We start from the raw sequence: 14,173 nt of genomic DNA, 5'->3' as shown, positions 1-14,173 counted from the left end.
ACAAGAAGGTAACTGATGCGCGTTGAGGTCAAACCCGACCGGGAATATGCCTGGTTTATCCGCCCCTTTTTCTGGCTGCAAAAGCGCAACTATGGTCAGGTGCTTATTCCGGGCAAGTGCTGGGGCCGCTCGCCGCGCCTCTTTGCCGCTGTCGCCACCCTCTACGGGGTCATCAACCGCAAACGCTCTCCCATCGACCCCGTGCTGCGCTCTCTGGTGACGGTGCGTGTCTCCCAGCTCAACTGGTGCCGTTTTTGCGTCGACATCAACGCCATGACCCTGATCAAACGGGCGGGCTCCAGCGAGAAGGTGGAGGCGCTGGCCAACTGGCGCGAAAGCCCCTTGTTCGACGAGCGGGAAAAAGCGGTGCTCGACTACACCGAAGCGATGACTGGCCTCGATGGGGTGAGTGATGAACAGGCGGCCCGCCTCAAGCCCTGGTTTGACGACGATGCCATGGTAGAGCTCACCGGCCTTATCGCCTTCCAGAACATGTCGGCCAAGTTCAATGCCGCCCTCGATATCGCGCCGCAAGGCTTCTGCCAACTGCCGGTGCAACCGGAACGTCCCGCCCAGCCAGACAGCAAGGACGCCTGATGAACCGGACCCGCCTGCTGCTTCTGCTGGTGATGGGGAGCCTTATCGGCACCTTTTTTGCCCTCGATCTTGGCAGCTATCTCAGTCTGGGCGCCTTGCAGGCCCAGCAGGCGGCAGTGGCGCAATGGGTCGACAGCCACTTTGTCACGGCCAGCCTGCTGTTCGTGCTCATCTATGTGCTGAGCACCGCCCTCTCCCTGCCCGGCGCCAGCCTGCTCACCCTGGGTGGCAGCGCGGTGTTCGGCGTCGCCTGGGGGCTGCTGCTGGTCTCCTTTGCCAGCAGCATCGGCGCGACCCTGGCCTTTCTCAGCGCCCGCTTTCTGCTGCGCGACTGGGTCACCGCACGCTTTGGCGACAAGCTGGCCACCTTTCACTCCGGCATGGCGAAGGAGGGGGCCTTCTATCTGTTGAGCCTGCGCCTCATCCCCATCTTCCCCTTCTTTCTGGTCAATCTGCTGATGGGGCTTACCCCCATCAGAGTCAGCACCTACTACTGGGTCAGCCAGCTTGGCATGCTGCCCGGCACCTTCGTCTATGTGCTGGCGGGCAGCGAGCTTGGCCAGTTAACCAGCACCGGCAATATCCTCTCCCCCGGTCTGATGGTGGCGTTGACCCTGCTCGGGCTGATGCCCTGGCTGGTCAAGAAATTGACCGCGCACCTCGCGCTGCGCCGCCAGATCGCCCCCTACCGCAAACCCGCTCGCTATGACTACAACCTGCTGGTGATCGGTGCGGGCGCCGGTGGGCTGGTCACCAGCTATATCGCAGCGGCGGTGAAGGCCAAGGTGGCGCTCATCGAGAAACACAAGATGGGGGGCGATTGCCTCAATAGCGGCTGCGTCCCCTCCAAGGCATTGATCCGCAGTGCCCGTTTTGCCGCAGAGCAGCGCAAGGCCGACGAGCTGGGCTTTAGTCCAAGCCACTCCCGTGCCGATTTTGCTGCGGTGATGGAGCGGGTGGCTGAGATTATCAAGGAGGTCGAGCCCCACGATTCCATCGAGCGCTATCAGGGGCTTGGGGTGGAGTGCATCGAAGGAGAAGCGCGGCTGGTCTCCCCCTGGGAGGTAGACGTGAACGGCCAGCGCCTTGCCAGCCGTCATATCGTCATCGCCACCGGCGCCCGGCCGCTGGTGCCCAACCTGCCGGGGCTGGATCAGGTGCCTTACCTCACCTCTGATAGCCTCTGGCAACTGCGCACCCCGCCGCGCCGCCTGCTGGTGCTGGGCGGTGGCCCCATTGGCTGCGAGCTGGCCCAAAGCTTCGCCCTGCTCGGCATTCCCGTTACCCTGATAGAGCTCTCCGAGCAACTGCTGCCCCGCGAAGATCGAGCGGTCGCCGATGCGCTGGCTGGGCAGATGAACCGAGATGGCGTGCAGCTACTCACCGGCTGGCGCGCCGAGCGAGCCGACTATCGGCCTGCGGTCGAGGGGGATCTACCCATCCGGCTGCAGTTGCGCCGGGGCGATGAGACGCAGGTGGTGGAAGGGGATCAGCTGCTGCTGGCACTGGGTCGGGTCGCCAATGTGAGCGGCTTCGGGCTCGAAGAGTTGGGGGTGGAGCTTGCCCCCCGCGGCACCATAGCGGTCGATGGCTTCCTTGCCACCAACTTCCCCAGCATATTGGCGGTGGGGGATGTTGCGGGCCCTTACCAGTTCACCCACTTCGCCGCCCATCAGGCCTGGTATGCAGCGGTCAATGCCCTGTTTGGCCAGTTCAAGCGCTTTCGGGCCGACTATCGGGTCATTCCGGCGGCCACCTACACCACACCGGAGATTGCCCGGGTCGGCCTCAATCGCAAGGAGGCCGAGGTGCAAGGGGTTCCCTTCGAGGTGACCCGCTTTGAGCTGGCCGAGCTGGATCGCGCCATCGCCGATGGCGAGCGCCACGGTTTTGTCGAGGTGCTGACCGTGCCGGGCAAGGATACTATCCTTGGCGCCACCATAGTGGGCACTCACGCCGGTGAGCGGATTGCCGAATTTGTGCTCGCCATGCGTCACCGCCTCGGCCTTGGCAAGATCCTCGGCACCATTCACACCTATCCCACCCTGATGGAGGGGAACAAATATGTGGCAGGTGAATGGAAACGGGCCCACCAGCCCACCCGGGTGCTGACCCTGCTGGCCCGTTATCACCGCTGGCGCCGTGGCGCCTGACAACCAGGGAAACGTTTATGCTCAAGCCATTCTCACAGATCAGCTCACGCCTGAACTCTCAACTCAAGCAGCGGCTAAACGCCCTGCTGTGCGCCCTGCCACTGCTGGCCAGCGGCCCCCTGCTGGCGGCCACCCCAGACGGCAACTGGCAACAGACCCTTGAGGAGGCGAAAGGAGAGACCGTCTACTTCAACGCCTGGGGCGGCAGCCCGGAGATCAACGCCTATCTGGTGTGGGCCGGGCAGGAGCTGGCGCGCGACTATCAGGTCAAGCTGGTGCAGGTGAAGGTGGATGACATCGCCCAGAGCGTCAGCCAACTGCTGGCCAACAAGCAGGCGGACAAGCAAGCTGGCGGCCCCATCGATCTGCTCTGGGTCAACGGCGAGAACTTCAAGGCGCTCAAGGAGCAGGGGCTGCTTGGCGCTCCCTTTACCGCTGAGCTACCCAACATGGCGCTGGTAGACAGCAGCCTGCCGGTGAGTGAGGACTTCACCCTGCCGGTGGAAGGGCTGGAAGCCCCCTGGGGCATCGGCCAGCTCAATCTGATGGTCGATACCGAAGAGGTCACCAGCCCGCCCACCTCGGCAGCGGCCCTGCTCGGCTGGGCCAAGGCCCATCCCGGTCGCTTCACCTATCCCAAGCTGCCCCAGTTCCATGGCTCCAGTTTTCTCAAGCAGATCCTGCTGGAGTTGACCCCGGATCCCGCCCCCCTCTATCGGGAGGCGACCGAGAGCGACTTTGTCAAGCTCACAGCCCCGCTCTGGGCCTGGCTCGATGAGCTGCACCCGGCGCTCTGGCGCAAGGGCAAGCTGTTCCCCACCAGCGCCGCCGAAACCCGCCAGCTGCTCGATGATGGCGAGCTGGCCATGGCCATCAGCTTCAACCCGCAGGAGGCGCAAAGCGCCACCCAGATTGGCGCCCTGCCCCCCAGCGTGGCGGCGGTCGCCATGAGCAAAGGCGCGCTCACCAACAGCCATTTTCTCGCCATCCCCTTCAACGCCAGTGCCCGTGCGGGGGCCAAGGTGGTAGCCAACTTCCTGCTAAGCCCGGCGGCGCAGGCGCGCAAGGCCAATCCGGCGTTTTGGGGTGATCCCAGCGTGCTGCGGGCCGATGCGCTGCCTGACTCAGCCAAGGGACAACCGGCATTGCGCTTCAAGGCCGTCGCTGAGCCCCACCCCAGCTGGCAGCTGAAGCTGGAAGCGGCCTGGGCCGAGCGCTACGGCCACTGATGAGTGCCGCTGGTCACCCGCTTTCCCGCTCCACCCCGTGGCGCCGCTTGACACGCCACCCCAGTATGAATATGGGGATGGCGGTCATTTATCTGGCGCTCTTCGTCATCCCTCTGCTGGCGGGGCTGTGGCAACTGCTGGCGGAGGGGATGACCGCCTCTCATCTCGCCTTGCTGCTGGCCCAGCCAGGCCTTTGGCACTCCGCTGCACTGAGCCTGTGGATTGGCGCCGCCTCGACCCTCGGCACTCTGCTGTTGACCGCCCTGCTGCTGGCCCACAGTGGCAGCCGGGTATTCGGGCTGCTCCATCGCCTGCTCTCGCCCATGCTGGCCATGCCCCACGTCGCCTTTGCCATCGGCTTTGCCTTTCTGCTCGCCCCCTCCGGCTGGCTGCTGCGGCTCATCTCGCCAGCTCTGACCGGATTTGAACTGCCCCCCGACTGGCAGACCATTCGCGACCCTTGGGGGCTCGGGCTGATTGCACTGCTCGTTTTCAAAGAGACCCCCTTTTTGTTGCTGATGGCGATGGCCGCACAGCAACCCATCCAGCTGGCACGCCAGCAGTGGCTGGGAGCGAGCCTCGGTTTCTGCGCCCCCCAGATCTGGTGGCGCCTGCTGCTGCCGGCGCTCTGGCCAGCCCTGCGCCTGCCCATCTATGCGGTGGCGGCCTACGGTGTGGCGGTGGTGGATCTGGCCCAACTGCTCGGGCCCGACGACCCCGCCCCGCTGGCGGTGCGGTTGTGGCTCTGGTATCAAGACCCTGATCTGCTCTGGCGCGGCGCCACCGCCAGCGGCGCCCTGCTGCTGCTCGCCATCACGGCGCTGCTAATCGCCCTGCTCAGATTACTGGAGTGGCTTCATCAAGAGGTGGGCAAAGGTTGCTGGCTCGATGGCAAACGGGCCGCGCCCCACTCCTTTGCCAATCGGCTCGCAGCAGGCTTTGCATTGACCCTGATCACCCTCAATCTGGCGGTGCTGGCGGCCCTGCTGCTCTGGTCGCTGGCGCGCCGCTGGCCCTTTCCCGCCCTCTGGCCCAGCCAGTGGAGCGGCCACTACTGGCTGGATCTGCTGCCAACCCTACTGCCGCTGCTGGCAACCAGCGCGCTGTTGGCACTGGCGAGCGGCTTGCTGGCGCTGGTGATGGCGGTGCTGAGTCTGGAGGCGCAGGCCGGGCGCCGCCCCTGGCCGCTCTGGCTTATCTGCCTGCCGCTGTTGCTGCCGCAGGCGAGCCTGCTGTTTGGCATCCGGCTCGGGTTGGACTGGCTTGCACATGACTCGATAAGTAGCGGTATTGGCTGGGGCTGGGTGCTCTGGAGCCAATTGCTGTTTGTCTTTCCCTATGTCTATTTGTGCCTGCACGGCCCCTATCGCCAGTTTGATCCGCGGATCACTCAGAGCGCCCTGCTGCTGGGGGCTACGCCATGGCGAGCCTGGTGGCAGGTCAAAGCGCCGCTGCTGGCGCGCCCGCTGCTGTTTGCCTTTGCGGTAGGGGCCGCTGTAAGCCTCACCCAATACCTGCCGACCCTGTTGTTTGGCGCAGGCAGGGTGGTCACCATCACCACCGAAGCGGTGGCCATCGGCAGCGGCCTCAACCGGCGGCTGGCGGGGCTCTACGGCCTGCTGCAACTGCTGCTGCCGCTCGTTATCTATCTGCTGGCGCTCTGGCTGCCAGCGCGGATCAATCCGGCGCTCAAGGGGGGCGGCTCACGATGAACTCTCATGATGGAAAAAACCATATGCTGAGCACCACGCCTCTTCGACTTTACCTTGATGAAAATCTGCTGCTCTCGCTGCCCGCCCTGCAGGTGGCGCCCGGCGAGGTGTTGACCCTGATGGGGCCAAGCGGCTGTGGTAAAAGCTCCCTGCTGGCGGGGCTGGCTGGGGTACTGCCCGGCGCACTGACAGGGAGCGGCCCGATCCGGCTGGAGGGGGAGATAAGGCTCGGCGAGCGGCCACTCAACGCCTTGCCACCGCAGGCGCGGCGCATCGGCATGCTGTTTCAGGATGACTTGCTGTTTGACCATCTGACGGTGGCGGAGAACCTGATGTTCGGCATGCCTGCGACCATCAAGGGAAAACGCGCGCGGCGGGAAAAGGCGCAGGCCGCATTGGCACAGGTCGCGCTGGCGGATCAGGCTGACAAGCTGCCGCAACTGCTATCAGGGGGTCAGCGGGCGCGGGTCAGTCTGCTGCGGGCGCTGTTGGCCGAACCCGATGCCCTGCTGCTGGACGAGCCCTTCTCCCGCCTCGACAAGCCGCTGCGGGCCGCCTTTCGCGAGCTGGTATTCGCGCAGATCAAGGCGCTGGCCATCCCCGCTATTCTGGTGACCCACGACGAAGAGGATGCACCGGGCACCATACTCAATCTCACCGAATCCTGTTTTTAACCGAGGAGTTCACCTTGTTTGACCGCCACCTGATCCCCGTGATCCGCAGCCCCCTCAGCCAGCTTGCCAAACCGCTCTGCCGCGCCGGGGTCAGCGCCAACCAGATAAGCCTCACCGGCTTTGCCATCGGCATGCTGGCGTTGCCGCTGCTGGCCTTTGGCTGCTATCAGTGGGCGCTCGCGGCCATCCTGCTCAACCGGCTGCTGGACGGACTCGATGGCGCCGTGGCGCGGGAAACCGGCATCACCGACTGCGGCGGCTTTCTCGACATCACGCTGGATTTCATCTTCTACGCCGCCGTAGTGCTGGGCTTTGCCCTTGCCGCCCCCGCCAATGCGCTGCCCGCCGCCACCCTGCTGTTTGCCTTCATGGGCACCGGCTCGAGCTTTCTGGCGTTTGCCATCATGGCGGGCAAGCGGGGGATCGAAAATCCGGTCTATCACCACAAGTCCCTCTACTATCTGGGCGGCCTCACCGAGGGGAGCGAGACCATCGCCCTCTTTGTGCTGATGTGCCTGTGGCCCGCCGCCTTCACCCCGCTCGCCTACGGCTTTGCCCTGCTCTGCGCCATCACCACCCTGAGCCGACTCTGGAGCGGCTACCACACCCTACGTCACACCCCGCGCTGACCCCTCGCTGAACAGTGCAGCCCTCACCGGAGGGCTAATCCATCGCTCGATGAATTGGCAGCCAACAAGGCACACGGAACACTTGCACGTGGATGACAATGTTTTACCATGACGGCACTTTTTTCAGTCTCTTTGAGAACCCTATGCGTCGCCTTGCCTCTCTTCTCACTCTGTCGTTATTCCCCCTGCTCGGTGGCTGCAGCAGCGCCCCGGCCCCCAAGCCCGTGGTCATCCCCCAGCCCAACAGCGCCTTTATCAATCAGGCGCCATCGAGTAAACCCGTTTACACACAAGGGGTTAGCAAAGGGGATTTCGCCAATCGCCCCAATGTGGACAGATTCGTCCAGAAGATGGTTGAGAAGCACGGTTTTGACAGCGCCCAGCTGCATCAGGTGCTGGCACAGGCAGAGCGTTACGACTGGATCATCCGCCTGATGGATGCCCAGGCGCCGACCACCGCCAAGCCCACCGGCCCGACCGGTGCCTGGAACCGCTATCGCGCCAAGTTCATCACCCCCGACAACGTGCAAAACGGCGTCAACTTCTGGCGTGAATACGCGAGCGAGCTCAACCGGGCAGAACAGATCTATGGGGTGCCGCCGGAGATCATCGTCGGCATTATCGGGGTCGAGACCCGCTGGGGCCGGGTAATGGGCAAGACCCGGATTCTGGATGCGCTGGCCACGCTGGCGTTTGATTATCCGCGCCGCGCCGAGTTCTTCACCAGCGAGCTGGAAGCCTTCCTGGTGATGACCCGCGACGAGGGGATGGATCCGGCAGAACCCAAGGGCTCCTACGCCGGTGCCATGGGTTATGGCCAGTTCATGCCCTCCAGCTTCCAGCGCTATGCGGTGGACTTTGACGGCAACGGCCACACCAACCTGTGGGATCCGGTGGATGCCATCGGCAGCGTCGCCAACTACTTCAAGGCCCACGGCTGGGAGAAAGGCCAACCGGTGGCGGTACGCGGTCAGGGGCAACTGCCCGGCTATGAGCACGGCTTCCAGACCCGCTACCCGGTCGCCACCTTGCGCAGCGCCGGTTTGACCCCCACCAGCAGCCTGGGCAACCACAGCGAGTCGAGCCTGCTGCGCCTCGATGTGGGCACCGGCTACCAATACTGGTATGGCCTGCCCAACTTCTACGCCATCACTCGCTACAACCACAGCACCCACTACGCCATGGCGGTGTGGCAGCTGGGCTTGGCGGTCAAAGCGGCACGCTAGCAACACCATGAGGCGCCATGGCGCCTCATATCAACAAACGGGAGGCAGGATCTGCTGGCGATAAACCAGTCGATCCTGCCTCCCGTGTTCTATTGTGGTTCACCATTTGTGGGTCACCGTTTGTGGTTCAGGATGGTTGCGCACCGATGCGGCAACTCATCCATCACTGCTCTGGCAAGTTAAGATCCAGCTTGGCGGCCGGTTGCGCCGATTGCTGATTTTCAGCCTGCGCGGCAGCCAGGGCTCGCTTGAGAGCCCGCCGTTTTTGCACCACCACAAATCCGACCCCACCCAGTATGACGGCCAATAACACCCCGCCACCGGCCAGCACCCAGACTAACCAGCTTATACCTTGCTTTTTTGGTACTTCATCAGTCGCTGCAGCACTGGAAGCAACTGGCTTCACCACCACAGGCTCAGGAGGTGGTGGCGGCGGAAAGATGTTGAAGGTTTTGGCCGGTAAGGTGATTTTCAGCTCACGACCCTGCAGGGTGGTGCCATACAGGGTGGCATTCACCACATGTTGCCCGACCGCGGTGATCATGGAGAGATCAATGTCCAATTTGGGCTCAATGGCCATCTCGCTAAAAGCGTAATCCCCCCCCGCATTACTGGTCACACGGCCTTTAACCACCACAGAGGCAGGATCCAGTTCATCACGATCAATCAGAAGTGAAAGTTTGGCGCCCAACTCTTCTGAAGGCGGCGCAAGGCTATAGGTAAACGGAGAGGGATAGAGCAGGATGTCCTGATAACGGGCCCGCACGAACACCTGATTACCGGTGCTGAACATGGCGCGGTACTTACCGCCGGGAATATCCTGCAGGCTCACTTCCGCGGTCATGATGCCATCGCCCGGCACTTCATCGAGCCCCTTGCCATCATCGCGATAGTGGCCAAGTACCTCATCCAGCACCACCCTTTGCTGGCTGGCATCGCTGAAGGATTGCAGCTTGACGGTCATCCCCAGATCAGAGAGGTAATATTTATCCTTTGGCGGCTGACCATTAATCAACAGCCATGACTTGAGCTTGATCAGCTCCCCCTGATAGAGCTGCATCGGTAGCGCCGCGATATCGAGCCGGATATCGGAGAGGATGCGCACCCGATTATCGGGGTCGACCTCGCCAATGGCCTGCCAGGGACCGGGCATGGGATTGCGCAGGGTAATAAGGTCATGTTCAGGGAGTGCCAGCCAGCCAACCTCATCGGGTTTGACCTTGCCGACATAGAGCTTGCTACCATCGGGCCGCACCAGGATCACCGAAGGGGTTTGTGGCTTGCGCTTGACGATAAAGGTGATCTCCTTCACCCCGTAATCAATACGAAAACGGTTATCCAGCAACGGAATATCGGAGGGTGCAAACACCTCAGTCTCGGTCGCTGTTGCGCCCAACGAGGCTAACAGCAGCAGGCAGCCCCACCACTTGCTCACTCTCGCCACAGGCAACTACCTCCTTTTTTCTGCACCAAATCGAGTCTGGCCTCGTGCAGTGCCAGATCCTCGGCAGTGGCGCGCACAATATTGAGCGCGGGACGGTTGCTCTCCAGCCGCCGAATACTGGTGTCCTGATTGTTTTCATTTTCGCTGTTTTCGCTCGCCAGATTCAGCTTGGTCTGGCCACCGGTCATCAGCAGATAGACATCCGCCAGGATCTCCGCATCGAGCAAAGCCCCGTGCAAGGTCCGGTGAGAGTTGTCTATGCCGTAGCGATCACACAGCACATCCAGGTTGTTACGTTTGCCGGGAAAGATATCCCGGGCCATTGCCAAGGTATCTGTGATGCTGCAGATATCTGCCGTCTTGAAGTCGAGTCCGAGCTTGCTGAACTCATAATCCATAAAGCTGACGTCAAACGGCGCGTTGTGAGCGATAAGCTCTGCGCCACGAATAAACTCGATGAAGTCATCAGCTATCTGTCTGAAGGGAGGCTTGTCAGCCAGATACGCATCCGTAATGCCGTGCACCTGGATGGCTTCCGGGTCAACCAGCCGATCCGGCTTGATATAGACGTGGTAGTGATTACCGGTCAGCTTGCGGTTGATCACCTCCACACAGCCGATTTCGATGATGCGGTGACCCATATAGATAGGGCCGCCACTGGTGTTCATACCCGTGGTTTCAGTATCCAGGATGATCTGGCGATTCAGTTGGGGTGTGTTCATGATCCAATCTATGTCAAACTTCGGTTTTACTCGCTAGTTTACCCCAAGCCTCATGCTAAAACAGATTGATTGCTCATGTTAAAACACATTGATGTCTATACCGATGGCTCCTGCCTCGGTAATCCCGGCCCCGGTGGTTACGGCGCCGTCATGGTCTACGGTACCCATCGTAAAGAGATTTCCGCAGGCTTTACCCTGACCACCAATAACCGGATGGAGCTGATGGCCGCCATCATGGGCCTGCGCACCCTCAACGAACCGTGCAAGGTACGTCTCACCACCGACAGCCAGTATGTCCGCCAGGGGATCACCCAGTGGATCATCGGCTGGAAGAAAAAAGGGTGGATCACCGCCAGCCGTCAGCCGGTCAAAAATGTCGATCTCTGGAAGGAGCTGGATGCGGAAGTGGCTCGCCATCAGATCGAATGGCTTTGGGTGAAAGGCCATTCGGGTCACCCCGAAAACGAGCGCTGTGACGAACTGGCCCGTGACGCCGCCTGCGGCAAGGATCTGGCCGAGGATACTGGCTACCAGCCCTGACGTGCCATTCCCGGTGTGGCAAGCGACTTTGGCAACTGCCAGCGCCGCCGCACCGGGAGCAATGGAAAGCGCCGTTTACGAGCCGCGATCACGTATACCGAAGCAAACGCCCTGCAATAATCCCGCCCGACACTCTCTCTCCACCAGCTATGCCAGCTCTGCTTGCCCATGAGCGAGTAGCCAAAACGATCATCAAACATCACCTCACAGCCCAATAGATGGAGCCAGTCCGTGACTCGTCCAGGGGTGAACATCCGTGCCGACCAGGGCAGTTTTCGCCGCAAGAACGGCACGCAATGACCTATCCCGACCAGACTCAAGGGATTGTAGCCACTGATGATCAGCCAGCCATCGTCGGTCAGCACCCGTTCGGCTTCACGCAATACCTGATGAGGATCGGCAGAGAAGTCGAGGCAGTGGGCCAGCAGGCAGGCATCGACGCTGCCGGTACGTACTGGCAGATCCAGCGGATCGCCATACATATCGAGCAAGCGCCCGCTGGGCGCCACCCCTATTTGATGACGAATGGATGAGCGTTTGCAGGAGAGTTCGGCACTCAGGGCGCCAATTTTCAGCAGATGATAACCAAACAGATTGGGACACCAGTTGTCGAGTCGATCCTGGATTTCTGCGGCTACCCAATCCCCCATAGGGAGGGCAGACCAGCTGGTCGGTATCTCGATTTGTTGTTCGGTATGTGCCACCTGCATAATAGAGCTCAACTCGGGGTTTCGAACGCCATCCTGTTATATAAGATACCCTCCCTAAAGAGAAGCAAACTCATGTATACCGTCATCACAGTTCCTGCCTTTAATGACAACTATATCTGGTTGATCCGCCACGAAAATCACTGCCTGGTGGTCGATCCTGGCGAGGCCGCGCCGGTGCTGGAGCGGCTCGCAGTGCTGGGGTTGCAACTCGATGCCATTTTGCTGACCCATCATCATCATGATCATGTGGGCGGCGTCACTGAACTGCTCGCCCACTTCCCCCATGCCAGACTCTATGGCCCCAAACTTGACCCCATGCCGGATCACCACGGCCAGTGGCTGGACGACGGCGATCAGATCACCTGGCACGGCCTCGCCCTCGAGGTGCTCCATGTGCCCGGCCACACCCGTGGTCACATCGCCTACCATGGCAACGGCATGCTGTTTTGTGGTGACACCCTCTTCTCGGCCGGGTGCGGGCGCCTGTTTGAAGGGACTGCTGAGCAGATGTACCACTCACTGCAACGACTCGCCGCCCTGCCCGATGAGACCCTCATTTATTGTGCCCACGAATACACCCTCTCCAACCTGCGGTTTGCCTATGCGGTCGAACCAGGCAACCCGGCGATCCAGCGTCAGATCGGTCTGATCAGCAAACTGCGCCAGCAAGGGCTGCCAAGCCTGCCGACCCGACTGGCAGACGAACGCACTTTCAACGTTTTTCTGCGCTGCGAGCAGGATTCGGTAAAATTTTCTGCTGAAAAACATGGGCTGAAATGCGTGGAAAATCCGGTAGATACCTTCACCATACTGCGCCAGTGGAAGGACGTTTTTTGAACAAACCTTGATCAGAGGGGCATTGCCCCTTATGATGCCCGCTGTTTTTCCTAAAAATGACCGGAGCGAGATGAAGGTACGAACGGCCTTATTGGCGGCGCTGTTGCTCAGCGGCTGCCAAAACCTGAGCCATCAGGATGACCGGGCGCTAACGGCAATCGAGTCGATCAAGTCCCCCCAAGTCAACAAAAAAGCGCACAAAAAGCACGCTTCCGGTTTTCTGTTTGGCGATGAACAGCTAGACGAAATGGAAGATACCGACAATCTGTGGGTACGTATCAGCAATGACATGCAGCTTGATACCCCAGAGAATGATCGCGTGCGTCAACAACGTGCATTGCTGTTGCGTAATGATATGCATCTGGCGACCATTGCCAGCCGGGCTGAACCCTACCTCTATTTGATGGTGGCGGAGATTGAACGGCGTGAGCTGCCAATGGAGCTTATTACTGTCCCGATGATCGAAAGCATGTTTGATCCCCATGCCCGATCCCGCAGCAATGCGGTGGGTCTGTGGCAGTTTGTGCCCGCCACGGGCAAAAACTTCGGTCTGCGCCATGACAACTGGTATGACGGTCGCCGCGATGTGATGGCCTCAACCAATGCGGCGCTCGATTATCTGGAATACCTCAACCGCTTCTTTGATGGCGACTGGCTGCAAACCCTGGCCGCCTACAATGCCGGTGAAGGTCGGGTGCGCAGCGCCATTCAACGCAACCAGCGCGCCGGTCGACCGACCGATTACTGGTCGCTGGACCTGCCCCGCGAAACCCGGATGTATGTCCCCAAGATCCTGGCCATGGCGGACATGATCAGCAATGCCGACAAGTACAACGTCCAATTGCCGGTACTCGCCAACCAGCCGCAGCTGCGGGTGGTAGATACCGGTAGCCGGATCGATCTGAACGTGGCGGCGCAACTGGCGGGCCTGCGCACCTCACAGCTCAAGGAGGTCAATCCGGCCTTGAGCCGTGGCGTGATGTCCCCCCGTGGCCCTTACCGTCTGCTGGTACCGGTAGAGTATGCCGATACCCTGGAGCTGGCGCTGGCCGATCTGCCCCAAAGTGAGCGCACTCGCACCACCACGGGCTCTGGCTCCTATCTGGTCACCAGTGGCGACACCCTGTCACGGATCGCCCAGAATCACGGCGTCAGCGTCAGTGAACTGAAGCTGGCCAACAATCTGCGCAGCAATAACCTGCGTCGTGGTCAGCGACTGGAGATCCCGGACAACGGTCGGGTCAGCAGCAAAGCCACTCCTGCCAGCAAGCCTCAGCAGCTTGCCAGCCGTGGCAGCAGCCAAAACAAGATCAACTATAAAGTCCGCTCAGGTGACAACTTGTGGAGCATCAGCCAGACCCATGGTGTCTCCCATAGCGAACTGGCCAAGTGGAACGGTCTGAATGCCAAGTCGGCACTCAAGCCGGGCATGAAACTGGTGGTCTATACCAAGCCAGGCAAAAAGAGCGGTAAATCGATGGTGTATCAGGTACGCCGCGGTGACTCTGTCTCCTCCATCGCAGCCCGCTTCCAGGTTGCCATCAACGATGTGATGCGCTGGAACCAGCTGGATAAAGGGGAGTACCTCAAGCCCGGTCAGGAGCTGACCCTGTTTGTGAAGAACAACAGCTAAGCGCCACCCCTTGAACCCGATACAAAACGGGGCCAGTCAGATGACTGGCCCCGTTTTTTTATCCCGC

General features: G+C 61.1%; 13 protein-coding genes. 10 read left to right on the top strand and 3 right to left on the bottom strand.

Annotated elements, in window-relative coordinates:
* Positions 1-15 precede the first annotated feature (15 nt).
* The 7 genes from CK911_RS03480 to mltB all read left to right on the top strand — a co-directional run bounded on the left by CK911_RS03480 (position 16) and on the right by mltB (position 8,220).
* Positions 16-597: a carboxymuconolactone decarboxylase family protein gene (locus tag CK911_RS03480; protein ID WP_033136753.1), complete on the top strand. Its 582-nt coding sequence runs from the start codon at positions 16-18 to the stop codon at positions 595-597.
* On the top strand, positions 597-2,750 hold the full coding sequence (locus CK911_RS03475; RefSeq protein WP_098969000.1) for an FAD-dependent oxidoreductase: 2,154 nt from the start codon (positions 597-599) through the stop codon (positions 2,748-2,750). Before CK911_RS03480 ends, CK911_RS03475 begins: the two co-directional genes overlap by 1 nt.
* Positions 2,751-2,767: 17 nt before the next feature.
* Complete coding sequence (locus CK911_RS03470) at positions 2,768-3,979, top strand: ABC transporter substrate-binding protein (protein WP_172953946.1); 1,212 nt, start codon at positions 2,768-2,770, stop codon at positions 3,977-3,979.
* Between the two features lie 77 nt (positions 3,980-4,056).
* On the top strand, positions 4,057-5,691 hold the full coding sequence (locus tag CK911_RS03465) for an ABC transporter permease (protein ID WP_098968998.1): 1,635 nt from the start codon (positions 4,057-4,059) through the stop codon (positions 5,689-5,691).
* Positions 5,692-5,714: 23 nt separating this feature from the next.
* Entirely contained in the window at positions 5,715-6,365 is a 651-nt protein-coding gene (locus CK911_RS03460; protein WP_098968997.1) for an ATP-binding cassette domain-containing protein, read from the top strand.
* Positions 6,366-6,379: 14 nt separating this feature from the next.
* Positions 6,380-6,994 carry a CDP-alcohol phosphatidyltransferase family protein gene (locus CK911_RS03455; protein ID WP_098968996.1) on the top strand — a complete coding sequence of 205 codons (615 nt, stop codon included), beginning with the start codon at positions 6,380-6,382 and terminating at the stop codon, positions 6,992-6,994.
* A 143-nt stretch (positions 6,995-7,137) separates the two neighbouring features.
* Complete coding sequence (gene mltB / locus CK911_RS03450; RefSeq protein ID WP_098972427.1) at positions 7,138-8,220, top strand: lytic murein transglycosylase B; 1,083 nt, start codon at positions 7,138-7,140, stop codon at positions 8,218-8,220.
* 163 nt (positions 8,221-8,383) lie between these two features.
* Here the strand turns inward: mltB and CK911_RS03445 are convergent, their stop codons facing one another.
* Both CK911_RS03445 and dnaQ read right to left on the bottom strand, forming a co-directional pair.
* The gene (locus CK911_RS03445; RefSeq protein ID WP_172954085.1) at positions 8,384-9,655 is read right to left on the bottom strand and encodes a TIGR03503 family protein; all 1,272 of its coding nucleotides are present in this window, start codon (positions 9,653-9,655) and stop codon (positions 8,384-8,386) included.
* On the bottom strand, positions 9,652-10,386 hold the full coding sequence (dnaQ, locus tag CK911_RS03440; RefSeq protein ID WP_068976915.1) for a DNA polymerase III subunit epsilon: 735 nt from the start codon (positions 10,384-10,386) through the stop codon (positions 9,652-9,654). The genes CK911_RS03445 and dnaQ overlap by 4 nt, the downstream gene beginning before the upstream one ends.
* A 75-nt stretch (positions 10,387-10,461) precedes the next feature.
* Between dnaQ and rnhA the strand changes: the two genes are divergently transcribed.
* Complete coding sequence (gene rnhA, locus CK911_RS03435; protein WP_042021226.1) at positions 10,462-10,926, top strand: ribonuclease HI; 465 nt, start codon at positions 10,462-10,464, stop codon at positions 10,924-10,926.
* Here rnhA and CK911_RS03430 read toward each other — a convergent pair.
* Complete coding sequence (locus tag CK911_RS03430; RefSeq protein ID WP_042021223.1) at positions 10,914-11,636, bottom strand: methyltransferase domain-containing protein; 723 nt, start codon at positions 11,634-11,636, stop codon at positions 10,914-10,916. The genes rnhA and CK911_RS03430 overlap by 13 nt on opposite strands.
* 72 nt (positions 11,637-11,708) lie before the next feature.
* On the opposite strand from CK911_RS03430, the gene gloB reads away from it, so the two are divergent.
* Together gloB and CK911_RS03420 are read left to right on the top strand one after the other, a co-directional pair.
* Positions 11,709-12,473 carry a hydroxyacylglutathione hydrolase gene (gene gloB / locus CK911_RS03425; protein ID WP_098968993.1) on the top strand — a complete coding sequence of 255 codons (765 nt, stop codon included), beginning with the start codon at positions 11,709-11,711 and terminating at the stop codon, positions 12,471-12,473.
* A gap of 70 nt (positions 12,474-12,543) precedes the next feature.
* The gene (locus tag CK911_RS03420; protein ID WP_098968992.1) at positions 12,544-14,106 is read left to right on the top strand and encodes a LysM peptidoglycan-binding domain-containing protein; all 1,563 of its coding nucleotides are present in this window, start codon (positions 12,544-12,546) and stop codon (positions 14,104-14,106) included.
* Positions 14,107-14,173: the final 67 nt, after the last annotated feature.

Source organism: Aeromonas sp. CU5 (assembly GCF_002586745.1).
GTDB classification, from domain to species: domain Bacteria; phylum Pseudomonadota; class Gammaproteobacteria; order Enterobacterales; family Aeromonadaceae; genus Aeromonas; species Aeromonas sobria.
This window is presented reverse-complemented; position numbering and strand designations above follow the sequence as displayed.